Origin of the sequence: Enterobacter sp. BNK-14, assembly GCF_047456095.1 — a bacterium.
In the GTDB taxonomy this organism is placed as follows: domain Bacteria; phylum Pseudomonadota; class Gammaproteobacteria; order Enterobacterales; family Enterobacteriaceae; genus Enterobacter; species Enterobacter kobei.
Genome location: NZ_CP179897.1, coordinates 1,769,671 through 1,788,055, shown reverse-complemented (window position 1 = coordinate 1,788,055; position 18,385 = coordinate 1,769,671). Strand labels below are relative to the sequence as shown.

Genomic DNA, 18,385 nt, shown 5'->3' with positions numbered 1-18,385 from the left:
GTCGCAATGAACGTTAACGGCGTACAGCTTCGGGTGCGTGGCAAAGTGCAGGGCGTGGGGTTTCGTCCCTTTGTCTGGCAGCTGGCTCACCAGATGATGCTGACGGGCGACGTCTGTAACGACGGAGAGGGTGTCCTGGTGCGTCTCGCGGGTAATGGGGGGGACTTTACCGCGAGGCTGCGCCAGGACTGCCCACCGCTGGCGCGGATTGACGACGTAGACACGCAGCCCTTTAGCTGGTCCGCTCTGCCGACGGATTTTACCATCCGCCAGAGCGAGAGCGGGGCGATGGACACGCAAATCGTGCCGGATGCCGCCACCTGTCCGGCGTGCCTGGCGGAGATGCGCGATCCCCGCGAGCGCCGTTATCGTTACCCGTTTATCAACTGTACCCATTGCGGCCCGCGCTTCACCATCATCCGCGCCATGCCCTACGATCGCCCGGCCACGTCAATGGCCGACTTCCCGCTGTGCGCACCGTGTGAAACCGAGTATCGCAACCCGGCCGATCGGCGTTTCCACGCTCAGCCGGTGGCCTGCCCGGACTGCGGTCCAGCGCTGATGTGGCGAGCCGGGGACAGCGTCGCCACGCGCGAACCGGCATTACGCGCCGCAGTGGAGAAGCTAAAAAGCGGCGGTATTGTCGCCATCAAGGGGCTGGGAGGCTTTCACCTTGCCTGCGACGCGCTTAACCCGCAGGCGGTGGCGACGCTACGGGCACGCAAACAGCGCCCGACGAAGCCGCTGGCGGTGATGATCCCCGATGCGGATGACCTGCCGGAGGCGATGCAGACCCTGCTACGCTCTCCTGCTGCGCCCATTGTGTTGACGCCCAAAGCCTCGCTTCCCGCGCTGCCTGAGGCCATTGCGCCGGGGCTAGATTGTGTCGGCGTGATGCTGCCTGCGAATCCGATTCAGCATTTACTGATGATGGACTGCCAGCGTCCGCTGGTGATGACCTCCGGTAACCTCAGCGGCCACCCGCCTGCGATGACGAATCAGGAAGCGCTGGATGCGCTCCGCGACATGGCTGACGGCTTCCTGCTGCACAACCGCGATATTCTGCAACGGATGGATGATTCGGTGGTGGATCGGGATGGCGCGATGCTGCGTCGCGCGCGCGGTTTTGTGCCGGATGCCATCACGTTACCCGCCGGGTTTGACGATATCCCTGCCATATTGTCAACCGGGGCAGAGATGAAAAATACCTTCTGCCTGGTGCGCGGAAATCAGGCTGTGTTGAGCCCGCATTTTGGCGATCTCAGTGACGAGGGGGTCGACGCACAGTGGCGTTCGGCGCTGGCAATGATGCAACAGGTTTATGCCTTTAAGCCCGCGCGTGTCGTGTGCGATGCCCATCCGGCGTATCACGCCCGTCAGTGGGCGCTGGAGCAGGCGCTGCCCGTTGAAACCGTGCTGCATCATCATGCCCATGCGGCGGCGTGTCTGGCTGAAAATGGCTGGCCGCTCGGCGGTGGGGACGTTATCGCCCTGACGCTGGACGGGATCGGCATGGGCGAGAACGGCGCGCTGTGGGGCGGAGAGTGCCTGCGGGTGAACTATGTCGACTGCGAACATTTGGGTGGCCTGCCTGCCGTTGCGCTGCCGGGGGGCGATCTGGCAGCGAAACAGCCGTGGCGCAATTTGCTCGCCCACTGCCTGGCCTTTGTGCCTGACTGGCAGCAGTTCCCGGAAACGCGGGCAGTGCAGGGCCAGAACTGGCCGCTACTGGCGACGGCGATCCAGCGTGGCATCAACGCGCCGCGGGCCTCGTCCTGTGGACGCCTGTTTGATGCGGTTGCCTGTGCGCTGGGCATCGATACGCAGCGCTACGAAGGCGAAGCGGCCTGCAGGCTGGAGGCGCTGGCGGCACGGTGCAACGGTGTGAAACACCCGGTTACGCTGTCGGTGGACGACCTTGCACTTTTCTGGCAACAGTGGCTTGCCTGGCAGGCGGAGCCCTGCGAGCGCGCGTGGGCGTTTCACGATGCGCTGGCCAGAGGGCTGTCGGAGCATGCCGCATCCCATGCCCGACGCTTATCGCTTTCAACAATCTGCCTCAGTGGCGGTGTGTTACATAACCGCCTGCTGCGCGCGCGCCTGCGGCATTATCTTTCTGACTTTACGCTTCTTTTTCCTTCGCGCCTGCCTGCAGGTGACGGAGCGATCTCCTTCGGGCAGGCGGTGGTCGCCGCTGCCCGGTCATGTTCACAAAGGATTTAAAATGTTACGACTGTTACGCAATGAACCTCGCGCCGCGCTTCTGCTGCTGGCACTGGTAATGGCAAACCTGCTGGCCTGGGGCTGGGCATGGCACACCTTCAGCGGCAGTACGGCGCTGATGGCGGCAAGCCTGCTGGCCTGGTGTTACGGGCTGCGTCATGCGGTGGATGCCGACCACATTGCTGCCATTGATACCGTGACGCGTAAGATGATGCAGCAGGGCAAACGCCCGTCCGGCGTGGGGGCGTGGTTCTCGCTGGGGCACTCCACCATCGTGGTGCTGGCTTCCATCGCTATCGCCGCCACCGCCACGGCGTTTCAGAAAAATATGGCATGGTTCCACGAGACCGGGAGCCTGATTGGCACCGCCGTTTCCGCCACCTTCCTGCTGGCGATGGCGCTGGTGAATATGGTGATTTTGCGCGGCGTATGGTGCAGTTTCCAGGCGCTGAAAAAGGGGCATGCGGCCCGCAGCGACGTGGAGCTTCCCGCCCAGGGTGGGGTGATGAGCTGGCTGTTTGGCAAAACCTTCCGCCTCGTCAATAAAAGCTGGCAGATGTACCTGGTGGGCTTCCTGTTTGGTCTCGGGTTTGATACCGCCACTGAAATTGGCGTGCTGGGGATTTCTGCCGCCAGCGCCTCCAGCGGGATGTCGGTGTGGTCAATCATGATCTTCCCGGCGCTCTTCGCCAGCGGTATGGCGCTGGTGGATACCCTCGACAATTTGCTGATGGTCGGTGCCTACGGCTGGGCGTTTAACAAACCGCAGCGCAAGCTCTACTACAACATGACCATTACCGGTACCTCCGTGGTGGTGGCGCTGTTCATTGGTGGGCTGGAAGCGCTGGGTCTGCTGATGGATAAATTTGCCCTTAGCGGCGGCATCTGGGATGCGGTGGGCGCGGTAAACGATAACCTCGGCAACGCCGGATTTGTGGTGGTCGGGCTGTTTGTCGCCTGCTGGCTGATCTCCATGGCCAACTACCGCTGGCGCGGCTACGATGCGCTGGTGGTGCGCTCCTGAATTTTTGCCTCAACTCTCTTTTTGTTGTTTTGTAGGCCGGGTAAGCGCAGCGCCACCCGGCAATACGACGGTTAAGCAGGTAGCGATTTCAGCAGCGCAAACGCCTCCTTCATTCTCTCTTCGCTCACCACAAAGGCGCGCAGTTGGTCATCTGCGTCGATGCCGCGCGCCACCATCCCCTGTGATTCAATGGCGATTTGCCAGTTCAGATCCTGTCGCTGCGTTTCTCCCGCAAGGTGCAGCGGCAGGTCCGGCGTTTTCACCTTCACCAGCATCGGCGGAAGCTTTAGCGGCGCGCTGACGCCGATCAGGTTTTTCGCCAGGACCATGGCGCTCAACTGGATCGGTTGCAGAAACGGCAGCACCCGGCCATTAATTTCCGCGCAGTCGCCCAGGGCATAAATGTCCGGCTGTGAGGTTTGCAGGTAGCTGTCGACCTTTACGCCGCGGTCTGTTTCGGCGCCTGCGCGATGTGCCAGCGCGGTTTCCGGGCGCAGACCCGTCGCGGCAACCACCGCATCCACCTCAACGCTGCGGTTGCGGTCGAGCGCCCCACGAATGCCGCCTGCGGTTTTGCTCAGACTCTGTAACTGCGATTTGAGCAGCAGATGGACGCCCATGTTGGTCAGTCGATGCTGTAAGCGGCTGCTTACTTCTGCGGGCATCAGCGCCGACAGAATGCTCGCCGCGTGGTCAACCAGGGTAACGGTTTTACCCGCGCGGCAGAAATCCATCGCCAGCTCGGTACCAATCAGCCCACCGCCGACGATCATCACGCGTTGCGCATCGCGAAGCCCCGTTTCGCTTGCCTGATACTCCTGCTGGCTGTTTAGGGTGATCATCAGCTCTCGCCCTTCAACGGGCGGCACAAAGGCAGAGGCCCCTGTGGCCAGCACCAGCTTGTCGTACTGCCAGATTTTGTCTTTCGCCTTCACGACGTGCGCGGCGGCGTCGATATCGGTAACCCAGGTGTAGGGAAACAGGCGCAGGTTAAACTGTTCCGCGAACTCCCCCGCCGTCTGGCGGGTGAGGTCTTCGGCGCGCTGATTCTGGCTGATGACATGGCTTAAATCAGGCTTGTTGTACTCATCCATGCTGTCGGCAGCGATCACCGTCACCGGCACGTTAGCGTCCTGTTTGCGGATATTTTTCACCAGCTGGCGGGCGGCGAAGCCCGAACCGATGATGACGATTCCGTGATTCATTTTGCCTCCGTACCCAGTTCGTCAAAGACGTCTTTACCGAGGGAACATTCCGGGCAGAGGAAGGTATCCGGCACGTCGCACCACGGTGTGCCCGGGGCAACGTCCTGAAGGGGTTCGCCCCGTTCCGGGTCATATATCCACTGGCAAACGCTGCACTGCATGCGTGGGCCGAGGTGTGCAGCATCGGCAGCTGCACAGGCACAGGCTTCCTGCTGTTCGGTAGGTTTTGCAGACGCCTCAGGAAGCGGTGCGAGCGCCCACTGACGGGCAATGTCGCGGCCATGCTGACGGCAAATTTCCAGCGCGTCGATATCCGGGCGCCATTTCGCTTTCAGACTCAGGGACATCTCAAAACCTGCATCCTGCAGACGGGTAGAGAGGCGATCTACCGCGCCGCCGCTCCAGCCGTGAGAGCCAAACGCGCTGGCGCGTTTGTTGCGAAAACGCAGGCCGGTCATCTCTTCCACCAGGCCAGCAATTTTCGGCATCATCACGTTGTTCATCGTGGAGGTGCCCACCAGCACGCCTTTTGAGCGGAAGACATTGGTGAGGATCTCGTTTTTATCGCTGCGCGCCACGTTGAAGATTTTCACCGCTACGTTCGGATCCACTTCGTTGATGCCCTGGGCAATGGCGTCCGCCATCATGCGGGTGTTATTGGACATGGTGTCGTAGAAAATCGTGATGCGGTCTTCCTGATAATCCGCCGCCCATTTCAGGTACAGCTCAACGATCTGGGTGGGGTTTTCACGCCACACCACGCCGTGGGAGGTGGCAATCATGTCCACCGGCAGGTTAAAGCCGAGGATCTCGGTGATTTTTGGCGTCACCAGACGGCTGAACGGGGTCAGAATGTTGGCGTAGTAGCGCTGGCACTGCTCAAACAGTTCGGTCTGATCCACTTCATCATTGAACAGGCGTTCGTCACAGTAGTGCTGGCCAAAGGCGTCGTTGCTGAACAATACCGCGTCGCCGGTCATGTAGGTCATCATGCTGTCCGGCCAGTGCAGCATCGGGGTTTCAACGAAGATCAGCTGTTTGCCGTTGCCGATATCCAGCGAGTCGCCGGTTTTCACGGTGTGGAAATTCCACTCCGGATGGTGGTGATGACCGTTGATCGAGTCGATGGCGTTGGTGGTGCAGTAGATCGGTGTATTCGGAATGTACGACATCAGCTCGGTCAACGCACCGGCGTGATCCTCTTCCGCGTGGTTGATGATGATGTAGTCGATTGCGTCGAGATCGATTTCGCTGCGCAGGTTCTGCACGAACTCGCGGCTGAATTTATGATCGACGGTATCGATCAGGACGTTTTTGCCTTCACGGATAAGATAGCTGTTGTAGCTGCTGCCGCGCAGCGTTTTGTATTCCGTCCCGTGGAAATCACGCACCTCCCAGTCACGTTGACCCACCCAATGAATGTTATTTTTAACCAGAATAGACATAGCAACCTCAACGTAATACAGCGTGTTTGAATAAGATGATTTGCCTATATCACATTGCGTGCCAACTTTTATATTTTTGATTTTAATGGATTATTTTTTCTATACCTCGTGATGAGTAGTCATTATGACTATCCTGATGACGGTCAATATGACACTATTTATTGTCAAAATGACAGCGAGGCAGCCATGAGCTTTTCCGTAGATGTGCTGGCGAAGATCGCCATTGAACTGCAAACCGGTATCGGTCATCAGGACCGTTTTCAGCGGCTTATCTCCACGCTGCGTCACGTGCTGGCGTGCGATGCCTCGGCGCTGTTGCGCTACGAGGGGAGACAATTTATTCCGCTGGCTATCGACGGGCTCGCGAAAGATGTTCTCGGGCGGCGGTTTACTCTTGAAGGGCATCCGCGGCTGGAAACCATTGCCCGTGCGGGTGACGTGGTACGTTTCCCGGCGGACAGCGACTTGCCGGATCCCTACGACGGTCTGATCCCGGGGCAGGAGAGCCTGAAGGTGCACGCCTGTATCGGTCTGCCGCTGTTTGCCGGACAACACCTGATTGGCGCATTAACCCTCGACGGTATGTCGCCGGACCAGTTCGACACCTTCAGTGATGAAGAGTTAAGGCTGATTGCCGCGCTGGCCTCCGGGGCGCTCAATAACGCGTTGCTGATAGAACAGCTGGAAAGCCAGAATATTCTTCCCGGCAGCCCGTCGGCGTTTGAGCCGGTGGCGCACACGGAGATGATCGGCCTGTCGCCGGGCATAGCGCAGCTTAAAAAAGAGATTGAGATTGTCGCCGCGTCCGACCTGAACGTGCTGATCTTCGGTGAAACCGGCACCGGTAAAGAGCTGGTGGCGAAGTCAATTCATGAAGCCTCACCACGCGCGGCCAACCCGCTCGTATACCTTAACTGTGCCGCATTGCCGGAGAGCGTGGCGGAAAGCGAGCTGTTTGGTCACGTCAAAGGGGCATTTACCGGGGCCATCAGTAACCGCAGCGGTAAGTTTGAGATGGCCGATAACGGGACGCTGTTTCTCGATGAGATTGGAGAGCTTTCGCTTTCGCTCCAGGCCAAACTGCTGCGCGTATTGCAGTACGGTGACATCCAGCGCGTGGGGGATGACCGCAGCTTACGGGTGGACGTGCGCGTGCTGGCGGCGACCAACCGCGACCTGCGAGAAGCGGTGCTGGCCGGGCATTTCCGCGCGGATCTTTTCCACCGTCTGAGCGTGTTCCCGCTTACCGTGCCGCCGCTGCGCGAGCGCGGAGAAGATGTGGTTCTGCTGGCGGGCTATTTCTGCGAGCAATGCCGTCTCAGAATGGGGCTTTCCCGCGTGGTACTCAGCCCGGGGGCAAGGGCGCATCTGTTGAGCTACGGCTGGCCGGGCAACGTGCGGGAGCTCGAGCATGCGATTCACCGTGCGGTGGTGCTGGCGCGTGCGACGCGTGCGGGTGATGAGGTTGTGATCCACGCGCGTCATTTTGCGTTGCACGATGACGCCGTGCAGGCGGTGGCTCAGCGTGTGCCGGAGAATGCAAATGAAAACCTGCGCGAGGCGACGGAAGCGTTCCAGCGTCAGATGATTACCCGCGCGCTGGAGCAGAACAACCGCAGCTGGGCGGCGTGCGCGCGGGCGCTGGAGATGGACGTCGCCAACCTGCACCGGCTGGCGAAGCGTCTTGGGCTGAAGGGTTAAATAATCCCCGCCTGGTAGAAATCCTGCAGGTTGATGGCACCGCAGAGCTTGCCGGCGTCATCCACCACCGGTGCGGCGGTGATTTTGCGCTTCATCAGCACCTCTTTGGCCTCAATCGCGCGGCTGTCGGCATTCAGCGTCAGCCCGCCTTTGGTCATCGCGTCAGACACTTTCGTTTCCAGTTTGCCACCCCCCACCAGCCAGCGCCGCAGGTCGCCGTCAGTGAATACGCCCTGGACGCTACCGTGGTCGTCACACACCGCGACCAGCCCCAGCCCGGTGCGGCTCAGTTCCAGCATCGCGTCCATCACGCTGGTATCGAGCTTGACCTGCGGAATGGCATCGTCAGTGCGCATCAGATGATGAACCTTATTGAGCAGCCGCGCGCCGAGCGCGCCCGCCGGATGCGAACGGGCAAAATCTTCTTCGTTAAATCCGCGCGCCTGCATCACCGCCATCGCCAGCGCGTCACCCATCATGAGGGTGTTGACGGTGCTGGAGGTCGGGGCAAGGTGCATCGGGCAGGCTTCACGCTCAACGGAAATATCCAGCGTCGCTTTAGCGGCCAGCGCCAGCGGCGAGCGGGATTTGCCGGTCATCGCCAGCAGAGCGACCGATTTCTCCTGCAGGCGCGGAATAATGAGATCCAGCTCTTTGGCCGAACCGGAGTAGGAGATAAACAGCATCACATCGCGGCTTTCAATCATCCCCAGATCGCCATGCAGCGCCTCGGCGGGATGCACGAAGAAGGCCGGGGTGCCGGTGCTCGCCAGCGTCGCGGCAATTTTTTTGCCGATATGACCGGATTTACCGATGCCCGCCACGATCACTTTGCCTTCGCAGTGGATAATCGTGTTGGCGGCGCGGACAAAATCCTCGCCCAGACGTTCTGGCAGGCGGCTGGCTTCCTGCAGCTCCAGCATCAGCGTCTGGCGGCCCGTTTCTAACAGAAAATCACTCATCTCTCTCTCCGGTTACGATCACGTCGATACCTTTCTCTTCCAGCGCCTTTTTGAACGCCGGATCAATCCCCGCGTCGGTAATCAGCTTATCAACGCTTTCAAGGCTACAGACAATGTTGGGACTTTTGCGGCCAAACTTCGACGAGTCTGCCATCAAAATCACTTCCCGTGCGGCGTTGCACATCGCTTTACTGACGCTGAATACCTCATTGAAGGTCGTGACGCCTGCGTTCAGATCGATGCCGTCGGTGCCCATAAACAGCTTATCGAAGCTGAAGTGGTCGAAAGCGTTCTCGGCCAGCTGACCGTGAAACGACGCCGATTTTTTGCGAAAGGTGCCGCCGGGCATCAGGATAGTCTGCTCGCTGTCAAATTCCGACAGGGCGTTGACGATATGCAGGCTGTTGGTCATCACCGTGATGTTGTTAAAGCGGCTGAGCAGGGGGATCATTTGCAGGACGGTGCTGCCTGCGTCGAGGATGATGGAATCACCATCGTGAATAAATTTAACGGCGGCCTCGGCAATAAGCGCTTTCTGGTGGGTATTGATCAGCGTTTTGTGATCGATAGGCGGGTCAGCTTCGTCCTTATTCAGCATCACCCCGCCGTAAGTTCGGATGACGGCGCCAGAGTTTTCGAGCAATACCAGGTCCTTGCGTATTGTCGTGCCGGTGGTGTCAAAGTAGTGGGCCAGATCCTCCACCGAGCATTTCCCCTGCTTTTGCAGATACTCGAGAATGGCCGCCTGCCGCTGACGTGGTTTCATAGGCGCTTCGTTCCTTAGGTTGCGAAATGATAATTTCGCAAGTCTATAGCTTTCACAACGAAATTATCCATGTTTCAGATTAAGCGCTAATGATAGTGCATTCTGACAGCCTGAATCATGGGGAAAGATCACATCAGGCCGTAATTCCTGCAGTGAAATGCCGTTGATTGCCTGGATTTTAGTCGGACGAGCAAACACCGTCATGCCACGCATGATCAGGGAATCGCATACGCGATCGTGTTCATCCAACACAACGGCGACCACCACGCGCGGTTTAAAGCGTCCGCCGGAACGCCCGACGCCCACGCGACCTTTCTGACACAGGGCATCAAACGCGCGGTTGAACTGATGGATCTGCCAGCCGCCAAACGCCATCTGGCAGATCCAGGCGAGGGCGGCGACGGTGATGAGTGCGGTGACCATATTGACTCCTTTAATTGCCGGGTGGCGGCTGCGCCTTACCCGGCCTACGGTTTGAAGGTTTTTGTAGGCCCGGTAAGCGTTAGCGCCACCGGGCAAAACCGCTCGATCAGAACATCACCTGCCCGCCGGTGACGTTAATCGACTGGCCGGTGCAGTACGACGCTTTTGGGCTGGCGTAAAACAGCAGCATGTTCAGCACGTCCTGATAATCGCACCCGCGCTTCAGCGGCACTTTGTCGATGTAGTACTGCTCAACGTCCTCAGCCTTGATGCCGAGCTTGGTGGCGTACTGCGGCAGCAGGGACTGGAACATTGGCGATTTCAGCAGGTTGCCCAGCATCAGCGAGTGAACGGTAATGCCGTATTCGGCCAGATCCAGTGCCAGAGACTGCGTCAGCCCCACGCCGCCAAACTTGGCCGCGCTGTAGCCGGAGTTGTGCTTGCTGCCCACTTTCCCGGATTTCGAGTTGATCTGAATAATGCGCCCCTGAATCCCGTCGCGGATCATCAGGCGGGAAAACTCGCGGGCGCAGAGGAAATAACCCACCAGATTGACCTGCAGCGAGCGGTCAAAATCCCCCAGTTCGAAATCGCTGATAAACGCCGCTTTCGCAATTCCCGCGCTGTAGACCAGCAGGTCGGTACGTCCAAAAATCTCGTCCACGCCGCGGGCGAGCGCCATTACGCTTTGCTCGCTGGTGGCGTCGGCACCAAACCCGTACGCCATCCCTTCACCAAATTCGGTGTTGATGGTGTCCGCCACGCGGGCGGCTTTTTCACTCTGAATATCCACGACCGCCACGCGGTAGCCTTCTGCGGCAAGCCCACGGCAAAGGAACTCGCCTAAGGTTTGTCCTCCACCAATGACAACGGCAACCTGACTCATGTGTTTCTCCTTAATTACGCAACAAATTTTAACGTGCAGCCTGGGGTGACAGCCTGCGGAACCGGGCCCGCTACGTGAACCGTACCGGGATACTCCGCCTGCGGCTGTCCGTCAAAACGCAGGGTGATATGGCCCAGTTCGCGCAGGTTTTGCTCGGCGACATCGCCGACGGCGGTTACCGCATAGCGCGTCTCGCCCAGCTCCAGCTGGCTTCCTGCTTTCAGCTCGCCGTTAAGCTCGCCGTGGCAGTGAATAAAGCAAAACTCTTCGATATCTGCCGGGGCACCTTCGCGGAAAGTAATCAGCATCTGGTCGCTGAGCGCATCCGCTGCGCTCTGGCCGATGCGGGTAATGGTGGTCTGATAAATCACGGTCATCGCAGGAACCTCTTATTGATAGATAAAGCCGGAGACAAACCAGGCAATCAGCACCGTCGGCGCGCCCGTCAGGAAGCGGCTGACCAGTACGGACGGCACGCCTACGCGCACGGTGTCCTGGCGCGCTTCGGCCAGTGACAGTCCGACGGGGATGAAGTCGCACGCGGCCTGGGCGTTAATGGCAAACAGGGCGGGCAGGGCGAGGTGTGGCGGAATATTGCCGAGGCCAATCTGCACGCCAATCAGTACGCCGATGACCTGAGCGATCACCGCGCCCGGGCCGAGGAACGGCGACAGCAGCGGGAAGGAGCAGATCAGGGCCAGCGTCACCAGCCCGAGCGGGTGGCTGGCGAGCGGGGCGAGGCCGTGGGCAATCCAGTCGCCCAGGCCGGACGCCATGATGATGCCGATCAGCGCCGAGACGAACGCCATAAACGGCAGAATGGTTTTCAGCACCGTGTCGATGGTGTCGCGCCCGGACTGGAACAGCACCGCCACGGCGGAGCCCATACCCATCCCGACCTTCGCCAGCAGGCCGTCGCTCTGCTCGGTGATTTTCTTGCTGGTGTCGTAATCTCGCGGGGCCACTTTTTGCGGCGCGGGACTGCCATTCACCAGAGTGATGTTGTCCTCCTTCACGCCCGACACATAGATGTCTTCAAGGATGTACTGTGCCAGCGGGCCGGATTTGCCGGTGGAGTGGATATTCACCGTCGGAATACGCCGCTTCGGATAGATGCCGCAGCGCAGCGTGCCGCCGCAGTCGATCACCGCCACGCCGATTTCCGCTTCCGGCGGCTCACCCTCTTTAAAGCCATCGACGGCTTCCCAGCCGGTCAGCTCACGCAGCTTATCGACGATCGCCGGGCGCGTGCCTGCGGTGATGTAAACGATCTTTTTGCCTTCGGTAGCGTCGAACTCCAGCGGGCCGCCCCAGCCACCCGTGCCTTTCTCAATGCGGATCCGGTTCATGCTGTGGCTCCTGAAAGATGGACTTTTTGTTCAAGCTGGATACCCATTTTTTTCTCGAAAATGGCGGTGGTGAGGTCTGTGACCCAGCCGCGGAAGAAGTTGGTCACCAGGCCAACCAGCAGGTAACTGACCGCCAGCGGGCCGAGCGGCAGACCAAGGGTGGTAAGGCCGCTGGCGATACCGAGGTAAACAAACAGCTCTCCTGGGTTGATGTGCGGGAACAGGCCGTTCATCGAATGGCAGCTGTAGGAGGCGGCGGCGTAATAACTCGGCTTGTACTTTTCTGGCATAAAGCGGCCGAGGCTTAAGGTCATCGGGTTGCAGAACACGAAGGTGCCGATGAACGGCAAAATCAGGTAGCGGGACAGCGGGTTCCCGGCGCAGCGCTGAGCGAAGCGTTCAATGCGATGCTGGCCGATAAAGTTAATCAGCGCGTTCATGATCACCAGCAGGCTGATCAGCAGGGGCAGGATCCCGGTCACCATGCCGGTGAACACTTCTCCGCCTTTCTGAAACAGCCCGATGAACCACTCGGCGCCGTGGGTGATGGTTTCTATCATTGTTCTCTCCTGTGGGGCTTTTTTGTTTTGTATTACTGGGGCTAATAATAATCACTTTGAAAGGTTTTAAAGTGTTAGTTGGATCTCACAATGAAAGAAAAATGGATTATTTTGAAAGTTAATTGATGTGATGAATGATTTCCGGTGGAAAAAAGCACGGATTTGCGTCGGGGAGGTGCGTACCGCTTCCTTGAGGTGTTACGGATGCTTTACCATACTGGGTTCTTATCGAACCCGTTAAATGGATGTCTCATGTTCAAGCGTCGTTATGCAGCGCTGTTGCCAGCGCTTATTCTGCTGTCTGCCTGCAGTAGCAAACCTAAGACCGAAGCTGTTCAGCAAACGGCTGGCGCCCCTTCCGGAGGGTTCCTGCTGGAGCCGCAGCACAATATGATGCAGATGGGTGGCGACTTCGCGAATAACCCGGCGGCCGAGCAGTTCATTGATAAAATGGTGAGCAAACACGGCTTTGACCGCCAGCAGCTGCACGAAATTTTGTCCCAGGCAAAGCGTCTGGACTACGTGCTGCGCCTGATGGACAGACAGGCACCGACGGCACAGGTCCCTACCGGGCCAAACGGCGCATGGTTGCGCTATCGCAAACAGTTTATTACCCCGGACAACGTGCAAAACGGCGTGGTGTTCTGGAATCAGTATGAAGATGCCCTTAATCGCGCGTGGCAGGTATACGGCGTGCCGCCGGAGATCATCGTCGGGATTATCGGCGTGGAAACCCGCTGGGGCCGCGTAATGGGCAAAACCCGCATCCTCGATGCGCTGGCGACGCTCTCCTTTAACTACCCGCGCCGCGCGGAGTATTTCTCTTCCGAGCTGGAAACCTTCCTGCTGATGGCGCGCAACGAGCAGGACGACCCGCTCGATCTGAAAGGTTCGTTTGCCGGTGCGATGGGCTACGGCCAGTTTATGCCATCCTCCTATAAACAATATGCCGTCGACTTCAATGGCGATGGTCATATCAACCTGTGGGATCCGGTGGATGCCATCGGCAGCGTGGCAAACTACTTCAAAGCGCACGGCTGGACGCCAGGTGGTCAGGTAGCCGTGCAGGCGAACGGCGAGGCATTTGGTCTGGAAAACGGCTTTAAAACCAAATACAGCGTCGCGCAGCTGACGGCGGCAGGCTTAACGCCAACGCAGCCGCTGGGCAATGTTGACCAGGTAAGCCTGCTGCGTCTGGACGTGGGAACCGGTTATCAGTACTGGTACGGCATGCCGAACTTCTACACCATCACCCGTTATAACCACAGCACTCATTATGCCATGGCCGTATGGCAGCTGGGGCTGGCGGTCTCGCAGGCCCGCGTGCCGGCGGCGTCACCGTTTAGTCAGTAAGTCGCTCTGACGGGCAGGCCTGATGCCCTCACCCTGACCCTCTCCCACGGGAGAGGGTCGTTTTACAGAAACATTTCGCCACACTCCCTTTTCAAACCCGCCATTTACATCTCAATCACCTTTCATTATTGTTATGTTATAACATTTAACGTGGTGTCGAGATGTCAACGTCCCTTTTCTCTCTGTCTGCTCCGGTTCGGCTTTTACTGGCGCTGGTGCTTATTGTTTTTATCGGGCTGGCCGTGCGCTGGGCGGTGGCGCTGCCATGATCCTGATGAACGAACTGGTCGCGGGCTATGACCGCCAGCCTGTAACGCGGCCCCTCTCAGGCACGATTGAGCGCGGCAGTATGACGGCTATCGTCGGCGCCAATGGCTGCGGAAAATCCACGCTGCTGAAAACGCTCGCCGGGTTTATTCCTCCCGTGGGCGGCAGCTTTCGCTGGCAGGGTAAGCGCCCGGTGATTGGCTGGCTGGCACAGCGCCACGCACTCGAGGCGCAATTTCCGCTCACCGTTCAGGACGTGGTGAGTATGGGCTGCTGGCCGGGCATATCGCTCTTATCCGGGTTTCGTCGGGAAACGCGGTTACGCATTGCCAGCGCGCTGGAGCGGGTCGGGCTGGCGTCGATGGCGCTTTCCACCATTGATGAACTCTCCGGTGGGCAGTTTCAGCGCATGTTATTTGCCCGCGTTTTAGTGCAGCAGGCACCGCTTGTGATGCTCGATGAGCCTTTCACCGGCGTCGACGAAGCGACCTGCAACGTGCTGATGGATCTAATGCTGGAGATGTATATGCAGGGCCAGACTCTGCTTGCGGTATTGCATGACAGCGAGCGTGTGGCACGCCACTTCCCGCAAACATTAATGCTGGATGCTGACATTCCCCACTGGAAAACCGAGCGGGTGAGGGTGGCATGATTTGGCATCTCTTTTTCCAGCCGTTTATTGAGTACGGCTTTATGCGTCGTGCGCTGGTGGTCTGCCTGGCCCTTTCTGTCAGTACAACCGCACTCGGCGTATTCCTCCAGCTGCGCCGGATGAGCCTGATGGGTGATGCCCTTTCTCACGCCATTTTACCCGGTGTCGCCGTAGGGTATTTGCTCAGCGGTATGTCGCTGCTGGCGATGAGTATCGGTGGTTTTATTGCCGGCATTACCGTGGCGCTGGTGGCCGGCCTGGTCAGCCGACGCACGCCGCTTAAAGAGGATGCCAGCTTTGCCGGATTTTACCTTGGCTCACTGGCACTGGGCGTCACGCTGGTGTCGCTGCGCGGGTCGAATGTCGATCTGCTGCATCTGCTGTTTGGTTCCATTCTTGCGGTGGACAACGATGCGGCGCTGTTTGTCACGGGCGTTTGCATGTTCACCCTGATAACGCTGGCGATTTTCTATCGTGGGCTGGTGACCGAAGCCTTTGATACCGCCTGGTTGCAGGTCAATGCCCGCGGGTTGCCCGGCCTGCTCCACGGACTGTTTCTGGCGCTGCTGGTGCTTAACCTGGTGGCCGGTTTTCAGGTGCTCGGCACGCTGATGGCCGTCGGGCTGATGATGCTCCCGGCGGTGGCGGCACGCTGCTGGGTGCGCACATTGCCAGGTTTGCTTTTGATGGCCGGCATCAGCGGAATTTTCTGCGCGTGGCTGGGCTTAAGTTTGTCCTGGGCAATCAGTCTGCCCGCCGGACCGTCCATTGTGCTGACCGCCAGCGCGTTGTTCTTTATTTCTGTTTTATTTGGCACGCGAAGCAGGCTGGCTGGCAGTCTGCGCGCGCTTTTTTAAGGCAAGGGGAAACGATGAAACATACAGGATTAGTGATGGCGCTTGCGCTGGGTATGCTGTCGAACGGCGTGATGGCGAAAACGCTGAATGTGGTGACCAGCTTTTCGATACTGGGAGATATTACGCAGGAAGTGGGCGGCGACCATGTGAACGTGACGACGCTGGTCGGGCCGGACGGCGATCCGCATACCTTCGAACCGTCACCTAAAGACAGCGCGGCGCTGAGCAAGGCTGACGTGGTGGTGGTCAACGGCCTGGGGCTGGAAGGGTGGCTCGACCGTCTTGTGAAAGCCTCCGGTTTCAAAGGGCAGCTGGTTGTGGCCTCAACCGGGGTAAAAACGCACACGCTCGAGGAAGATGGAAAGACCGTGACCGACCCGCATGCCTGGAATAGCGCGGCGAACGGTGCGCTGTATGCACAAAATATTCTGAACGGGCTGGTGAAAGCAGATCCAGAGGATAAAGCGGCACTGGAGGCTTCAGGCCAGCCGTATATCGCGCAACTGACGCAACTGGACGGCTGGGCCAAAACCCGCTTTAGCCAGATCCCACAGGAAAAACGTAACGTGCTGACCAGCCATGACGCATTCGGCTATTTTAGCCGCGCGTATGGCGTCACCTTCATGGCACCGCAAGGGCTCTCTTCAGAGAGCGAGGCCAGCGCAGCGCAGGTCGCTGAGATTATCAATCAGATCAAAGCCGATGGCGTGAAAACCTGGTTTATGGAAAACCAGCTCGATCCGCGTCTGGTGAAGCAAATTGCGACGGCGACAGGCGCGCAGCCGGGAGGCGAACTTTACCCGGAAGCCCTGTCGGCAAAAGGTGGGGTTGCTGATACCTACGTTAAGGCATTTCGCCACAACGTGAACACCCTCGCTGACAGTATGAAATAACCTCCCCCATAGCCGGTGCGCCCGCATCGGCTTTTTTCTGAAGCCCCCTCGTAAAACCCGAAGCGCATCCCCATATTTGACGAGAAAGTGCTATCTTGTGCTGCACGTTTTTCTGAAGCCTGGAGCGAGAATGACTGACCATGAATTGATGCAGCTTAGCGAGATAGTCGGACTGGCGCTTAAGCAACGCGGGGCGACCCTTACCACCGCGGAATCCTGCACCGGCGGCTGGGTGGCGAAAGCGATTACCGATATTGCCGGCAGTTCCGCCTGGTTTGAACGCGGCTTTGTGACCTACAGTAACGAAGCTAAAGCACAGATGATTGGCGTGCGTGAATCCACGCTGGAACAGCACGGCGCGGTCAGCGAGCCGGTGGTGATCGAGATGGCCATTGGCGCGCTAAAAGAGGCGCGGGCAGATTACGCGATTTCAATCAGCGGCATCGCGGGCCCGGACGGCGGCAGTGACGTGAAGCCCGTAGGCACCGTCTGGTTTGGTTTTGCGACCTCAAAAGGTGAAGGGATCACTCGCCGGGAGTGCTTTAGCGGCGACCGTGAAAGCGTGCGTCGTCAGGCAACGGAATATGCGTTAAAAACGCTCTGGCAACAATTTCTACAAAACACTTGATACTGTATGACCATACAGTATAATTGCACCAACAGAACAGAAATCCACGGTGAAGCACAGTCGCTTCTCCCGGCATGACAGGAGTAATAATGGCTATCGACGAAAACAAACAGAAAGCGTTGGCGGCAGCACTGGGCCAGATCGAAAAGCAATTCGGTAAAGGCTCCATCATGCGCCTGGGTGAAGACCGTACCATGGATGTTGAAACGATCTCCACCGGTTCGCTTTCTCTGGACATCGCGCTGGGCGCGGGCGGTCTGCCAATGGGCCGTATCGTAGAGATCTACGGGCCAGAGTCCTCCGGTAAAACCACCCTGACGCTGCAGGTGATTGCTGCGGCACAGCGCGAAGGTAAAACCTGTGCGTTTATCGATGCCGAGCACGCGCTGGATCCTGTTTATGCGCGTAAACTGGGCGTGGACATCGACAACCTGCTGTGTTCTCAGCCGGACACCGGTGAGCAGGCGCTGGAAATTTGTGACGCGCTGGCGCGCTCTGGTGCTGTTGACGTTATCGTGGTCGACTCCGTTGCTGCACTGACGCCAAAAGCGGAAATCGAAGGTGAAATCGGCGACTCTCACATGGGCCTCGCGGCACGTATGATGAGCCAGGCGATGCGTAAGCTGGCAGGTAACCTGAAGCAGTCCAACACGCTGCTGATCTTCATCAACCAGATCCGTATGAAAATTGGTGTGATGTTCGGTAACCCGGAAACCACAACCGGTGGTAACGCACTGAAATTCTACGCCTCTGTCCGTCTGGATATCCGCCGTATCGGCGCGGTGAAAGAGGGTGAAAACGTCGTTGGTAGCGAAACGCGCGTGAAGGTTGTGAAGAACAAAATCGCCGCACCGTTCAAACAGGCTGAATTCCAGATCCTCTACGGCGAAGGGATTAACTTCTTCGGTGAGCTGGTTGACCTGGGCGTGAAAGAGAAGCTGATTGAAAAAGCGGGCGCCTGGTATAGCTATAACGGTGACAAAATTGGTCAGGGTAAAGCGAATGCGATTTCCTGGCTGAAAGAGAACCCGGCTGCGGCGAAAGAGATTGAGAAGAAGGTGCGTGAGCTTCTGCTGAGCAACCAGGACTCTAAACCTGATTTCGTGGTGGATGCTGCGGATGCTGAAGAAACCAACGAAGACTTTTAAGTCTCTCGTGTAAAGATGAAGGGCTGCTGATGCGGCCCTTTTT

The 18,385-nt window shown here is 58.5% G+C and carries 18 protein-coding genes; 9 read left to right on the top strand and 9 right to left on the bottom strand.

Annotation, left to right across the window (positions count from 1 at the left end; genetic code table 11):
* Nucleotides 1-6 precede the first annotated feature (6 nt).
* Nucleotides 7-2,223, top strand: a complete 2,217-nt coding sequence (gene hypF, locus ACMGGM_RS08520; protein ID WP_063943626.1) for a carbamoyltransferase HypF — start codon at nt 7-9, stop codon at nt 2,221-2,223.
* A gap of 1 nt (nt 2,224) precedes the next feature.
* Nucleotides 2,225-3,247 carry a HoxN/HupN/NixA family nickel/cobalt transporter gene (locus tag ACMGGM_RS08515; protein ID WP_023337689.1) on the top strand — a complete coding sequence of 341 codons (1,023 nt, stop codon included), beginning with the start codon at nt 2,225-2,227 and terminating at the stop codon, nt 3,245-3,247.
* A gap of 71 nt (nt 3,248-3,318) precedes the next feature.
* Here ACMGGM_RS08515 and norW read toward each other — a convergent pair whose 3' ends face one another.
* On the bottom strand, nt 3,319-4,452 hold the full coding sequence (norW, locus tag ACMGGM_RS08510) for an NADH:flavorubredoxin reductase NorW (RefSeq protein ID WP_014884994.1): 1,134 nt from the start codon (nt 4,450-4,452) through the stop codon (nt 3,319-3,321).
* Nucleotides 4,449-5,897 (bottom strand): anaerobic nitric oxide reductase flavorubredoxin, encoded by a 1,449-nt coding sequence (norV, locus tag ACMGGM_RS08505; RefSeq protein WP_045134082.1) that lies wholly within the window; start codon nt 5,895-5,897, stop codon nt 4,449-4,451. Before norV ends, norW begins: the two co-directional genes overlap by 4 nt.
* Nucleotides 5,898-6,083: 186 nt before the next feature.
* Between norV and norR the strand changes: the two genes are divergently transcribed.
* On the top strand, nt 6,084-7,598 hold the full coding sequence (gene norR, locus ACMGGM_RS08500) for a nitric oxide reductase transcriptional regulator NorR (RefSeq protein WP_045134081.1): 1,515 nt from the start codon (nt 6,084-6,086) through the stop codon (nt 7,596-7,598).
* Here the strand turns inward: norR and gutQ are convergent.
* From gutQ to srlA, 7 genes are all read right to left on the bottom strand, one after another.
* On the bottom strand, nt 7,595-8,560 hold the full coding sequence (gutQ, locus tag ACMGGM_RS08495; protein WP_023331156.1) for an arabinose-5-phosphate isomerase GutQ: 966 nt from the start codon (nt 8,558-8,560) through the stop codon (nt 7,595-7,597). The genes norR and gutQ overlap by 4 nt on opposite strands.
* On the bottom strand, nt 8,553-9,326 hold the full coding sequence (gene srlR, locus ACMGGM_RS08490; protein ID WP_014884990.1) for a glucitol operon DNA-binding transcriptional repressor SrlR: 774 nt from the start codon (nt 9,324-9,326) through the stop codon (nt 8,553-8,555). The genes gutQ and srlR overlap by 8 nt, the downstream gene beginning before the upstream one ends.
* Nucleotides 9,327-9,389: 63 nt before the next feature.
* Nucleotides 9,390-9,749: a transcriptional regulator GutM gene (gene gutM, locus ACMGGM_RS08485; protein ID WP_014884989.1), complete on the bottom strand. Its 360-nt coding sequence runs from the start codon at nt 9,747-9,749 to the stop codon at nt 9,390-9,392.
* A 106-nt stretch (nt 9,750-9,855) separates the two neighbouring features.
* Nucleotides 9,856-10,635, bottom strand: a complete 780-nt coding sequence (srlD, locus tag ACMGGM_RS08480; RefSeq protein ID WP_014884988.1) for a sorbitol-6-phosphate dehydrogenase — start codon at nt 10,633-10,635, stop codon at nt 9,856-9,858.
* Nucleotides 10,636-10,649: 14 nt separating this feature from the next.
* Nucleotides 10,650-11,012: a PTS glucitol/sorbitol transporter subunit IIA gene (srlB, locus tag ACMGGM_RS08475; protein WP_014884987.1), complete on the bottom strand. Its 363-nt coding sequence runs from the start codon at nt 11,010-11,012 to the stop codon at nt 10,650-10,652.
* Between the two features lie 12 nt (nt 11,013-11,024).
* Nucleotides 11,025-11,984 carry a PTS glucitol/sorbitol transporter subunit IIB gene (locus tag ACMGGM_RS08470; protein WP_014884986.1) on the bottom strand — a complete coding sequence of 320 codons (960 nt, stop codon included), beginning with the start codon at nt 11,982-11,984 and terminating at the stop codon, nt 11,025-11,027.
* Nucleotides 11,981-12,544 (bottom strand): PTS glucitol/sorbitol transporter subunit IIC, encoded by a 564-nt coding sequence (srlA, locus tag ACMGGM_RS08465; protein WP_023331154.1) that lies wholly within the window; start codon nt 12,542-12,544, stop codon nt 11,981-11,983. The genes ACMGGM_RS08470 and srlA overlap by 4 nt, the downstream gene beginning before the upstream one ends.
* Before the next feature lie 252 nt (nt 12,545-12,796).
* On the opposite strand from srlA, the gene mltB reads away from it, so the two are divergent.
* The 6 genes from mltB to recA all read left to right on the top strand — a co-directional run bounded on the left by mltB (nt 12,797) and on the right by recA (nt 18,342).
* On the top strand, nt 12,797-13,897 hold the full coding sequence (mltB, locus tag ACMGGM_RS08460; RefSeq protein WP_023331153.1) for a lytic murein transglycosylase B: 1,101 nt from the start codon (nt 12,797-12,799) through the stop codon (nt 13,895-13,897).
* A 265-nt stretch (nt 13,898-14,162) separates the two neighbouring features.
* Nucleotides 14,163-14,816 (top strand): metal ABC transporter ATP-binding protein, encoded by a 654-nt coding sequence (locus ACMGGM_RS08455; protein ID WP_023331152.1) that lies wholly within the window; start codon nt 14,163-14,165, stop codon nt 14,814-14,816.
* Nucleotides 14,813-15,673: a metal ABC transporter permease gene (locus ACMGGM_RS08450; RefSeq protein ID WP_014884981.1), complete on the top strand. Its 861-nt coding sequence runs from the start codon at nt 14,813-14,815 to the stop codon at nt 15,671-15,673. Before ACMGGM_RS08455 ends, ACMGGM_RS08450 begins: the two co-directional genes overlap by 4 nt.
* Nucleotides 15,674-15,687: 14 nt before the next feature.
* Nucleotides 15,688-16,566, top strand: a complete 879-nt coding sequence (locus ACMGGM_RS08445; protein ID WP_032629455.1) for a metal ABC transporter substrate-binding protein — start codon at nt 15,688-15,690, stop codon at nt 16,564-16,566.
* A gap of 130 nt (nt 16,567-16,696) precedes the next feature.
* Nucleotides 16,697-17,194, top strand: a complete 498-nt coding sequence (gene pncC, locus ACMGGM_RS08440) for a nicotinamide-nucleotide amidase (RefSeq protein ID WP_023331148.1) — start codon at nt 16,697-16,699, stop codon at nt 17,192-17,194.
* 89 nt (nt 17,195-17,283) lie between these two features.
* The gene (gene recA / locus ACMGGM_RS08435; RefSeq protein ID WP_014884978.1) at nt 17,284-18,342 is read left to right on the top strand and encodes a recombinase RecA; all 1,059 of its coding nucleotides are present in this window, start codon (nt 17,284-17,286) and stop codon (nt 18,340-18,342) included.
* Nucleotides 18,343-18,385: the final 43 nt, after the last annotated feature.

What these genes read in the sequence shown, in the direction of transcription:
- norR (WP_045134081.1), top strand. Translation starts at nt 6,084, where the DNA reads ATGAGCTTTTCCGTAGATGTGCTGGCGAAGATCGCCATTGAACTGCAA.
- srlA (WP_023331154.1), bottom strand. Translation starts at nt 12,544, where the DNA reads ATGATAGAAACCATCACCCACGGCGCCGAGTGGTTCATCGGGCTGTTT.
- ACMGGM_RS08455 (WP_023331152.1), top strand. Translation starts at nt 14,163, where the DNA reads ATGATCCTGATGAACGAACTGGTCGCGGGCTATGACCGCCAGCCTGTA.
- ACMGGM_RS08515 (WP_023337689.1), top strand. Translation starts at nt 2,225, where the DNA reads ATGTTACGACTGTTACGCAATGAACCTCGCGCCGCGCTTCTGCTGCTG.
- gutM (WP_014884989.1), bottom strand. Translation starts at nt 9,749, where the DNA reads ATGGTCACCGCACTCATCACCGTCGCCGCCCTCGCCTGGATCTGCCAG.
- recA (WP_014884978.1), top strand. Translation starts at nt 17,284, where the DNA reads ATGGCTATCGACGAAAACAAACAGAAAGCGTTGGCGGCAGCACTGGGC.
- ACMGGM_RS08445 (WP_032629455.1), top strand. Translation starts at nt 15,688, where the DNA reads ATGAAACATACAGGATTAGTGATGGCGCTTGCGCTGGGTATGCTGTCG.
- norW (WP_014884994.1), bottom strand. Translation starts at nt 4,452, where the DNA reads ATGAATCACGGAATCGTCATCATCGGTTCGGGCTTCGCCGCCCGCCAG.
- mltB (WP_023331153.1), top strand. Translation starts at nt 12,797, where the DNA reads ATGTTCAAGCGTCGTTATGCAGCGCTGTTGCCAGCGCTTATTCTGCTG.
- srlD (WP_014884988.1), bottom strand. Translation starts at nt 10,635, where the DNA reads ATGAGTCAGGTTGCCGTTGTCATTGGTGGAGGACAAACCTTAGGCGAG.
- ACMGGM_RS08470 (WP_014884986.1), bottom strand. Translation starts at nt 11,984, where the DNA reads ATGAACCGGATCCGCATTGAGAAAGGCACGGGTGGCTGGGGCGGCCCG.
- srlR (WP_014884990.1), bottom strand. Translation starts at nt 9,326, where the DNA reads ATGAAACCACGTCAGCGGCAGGCGGCCATTCTCGAGTATCTGCAAAAG.
- srlB (WP_014884987.1), bottom strand. Translation starts at nt 11,012, where the DNA reads ATGACCGTGATTTATCAGACCACCATTACCCGCATCGGCCAGAGCGCA.
- ACMGGM_RS08450 (WP_014884981.1), top strand. Translation starts at nt 14,813, where the DNA reads ATGATTTGGCATCTCTTTTTCCAGCCGTTTATTGAGTACGGCTTTATG.
- gutQ (WP_023331156.1), bottom strand. Translation starts at nt 8,560, where the DNA reads ATGAGTGATTTTCTGTTAGAAACGGGCCGCCAGACGCTGATGCTGGAG.
- pncC (WP_023331148.1), top strand. Translation starts at nt 16,697, where the DNA reads ATGACTGACCATGAATTGATGCAGCTTAGCGAGATAGTCGGACTGGCG.
- hypF (WP_063943626.1), top strand. Translation starts at nt 7, where the DNA reads ATGAACGTTAACGGCGTACAGCTTCGGGTGCGTGGCAAAGTGCAGGGC.
- norV (WP_045134082.1), bottom strand. Translation starts at nt 5,897, where the DNA reads ATGTCTATTCTGGTTAAAAATAACATTCATTGGGTGGGTCAACGTGAC.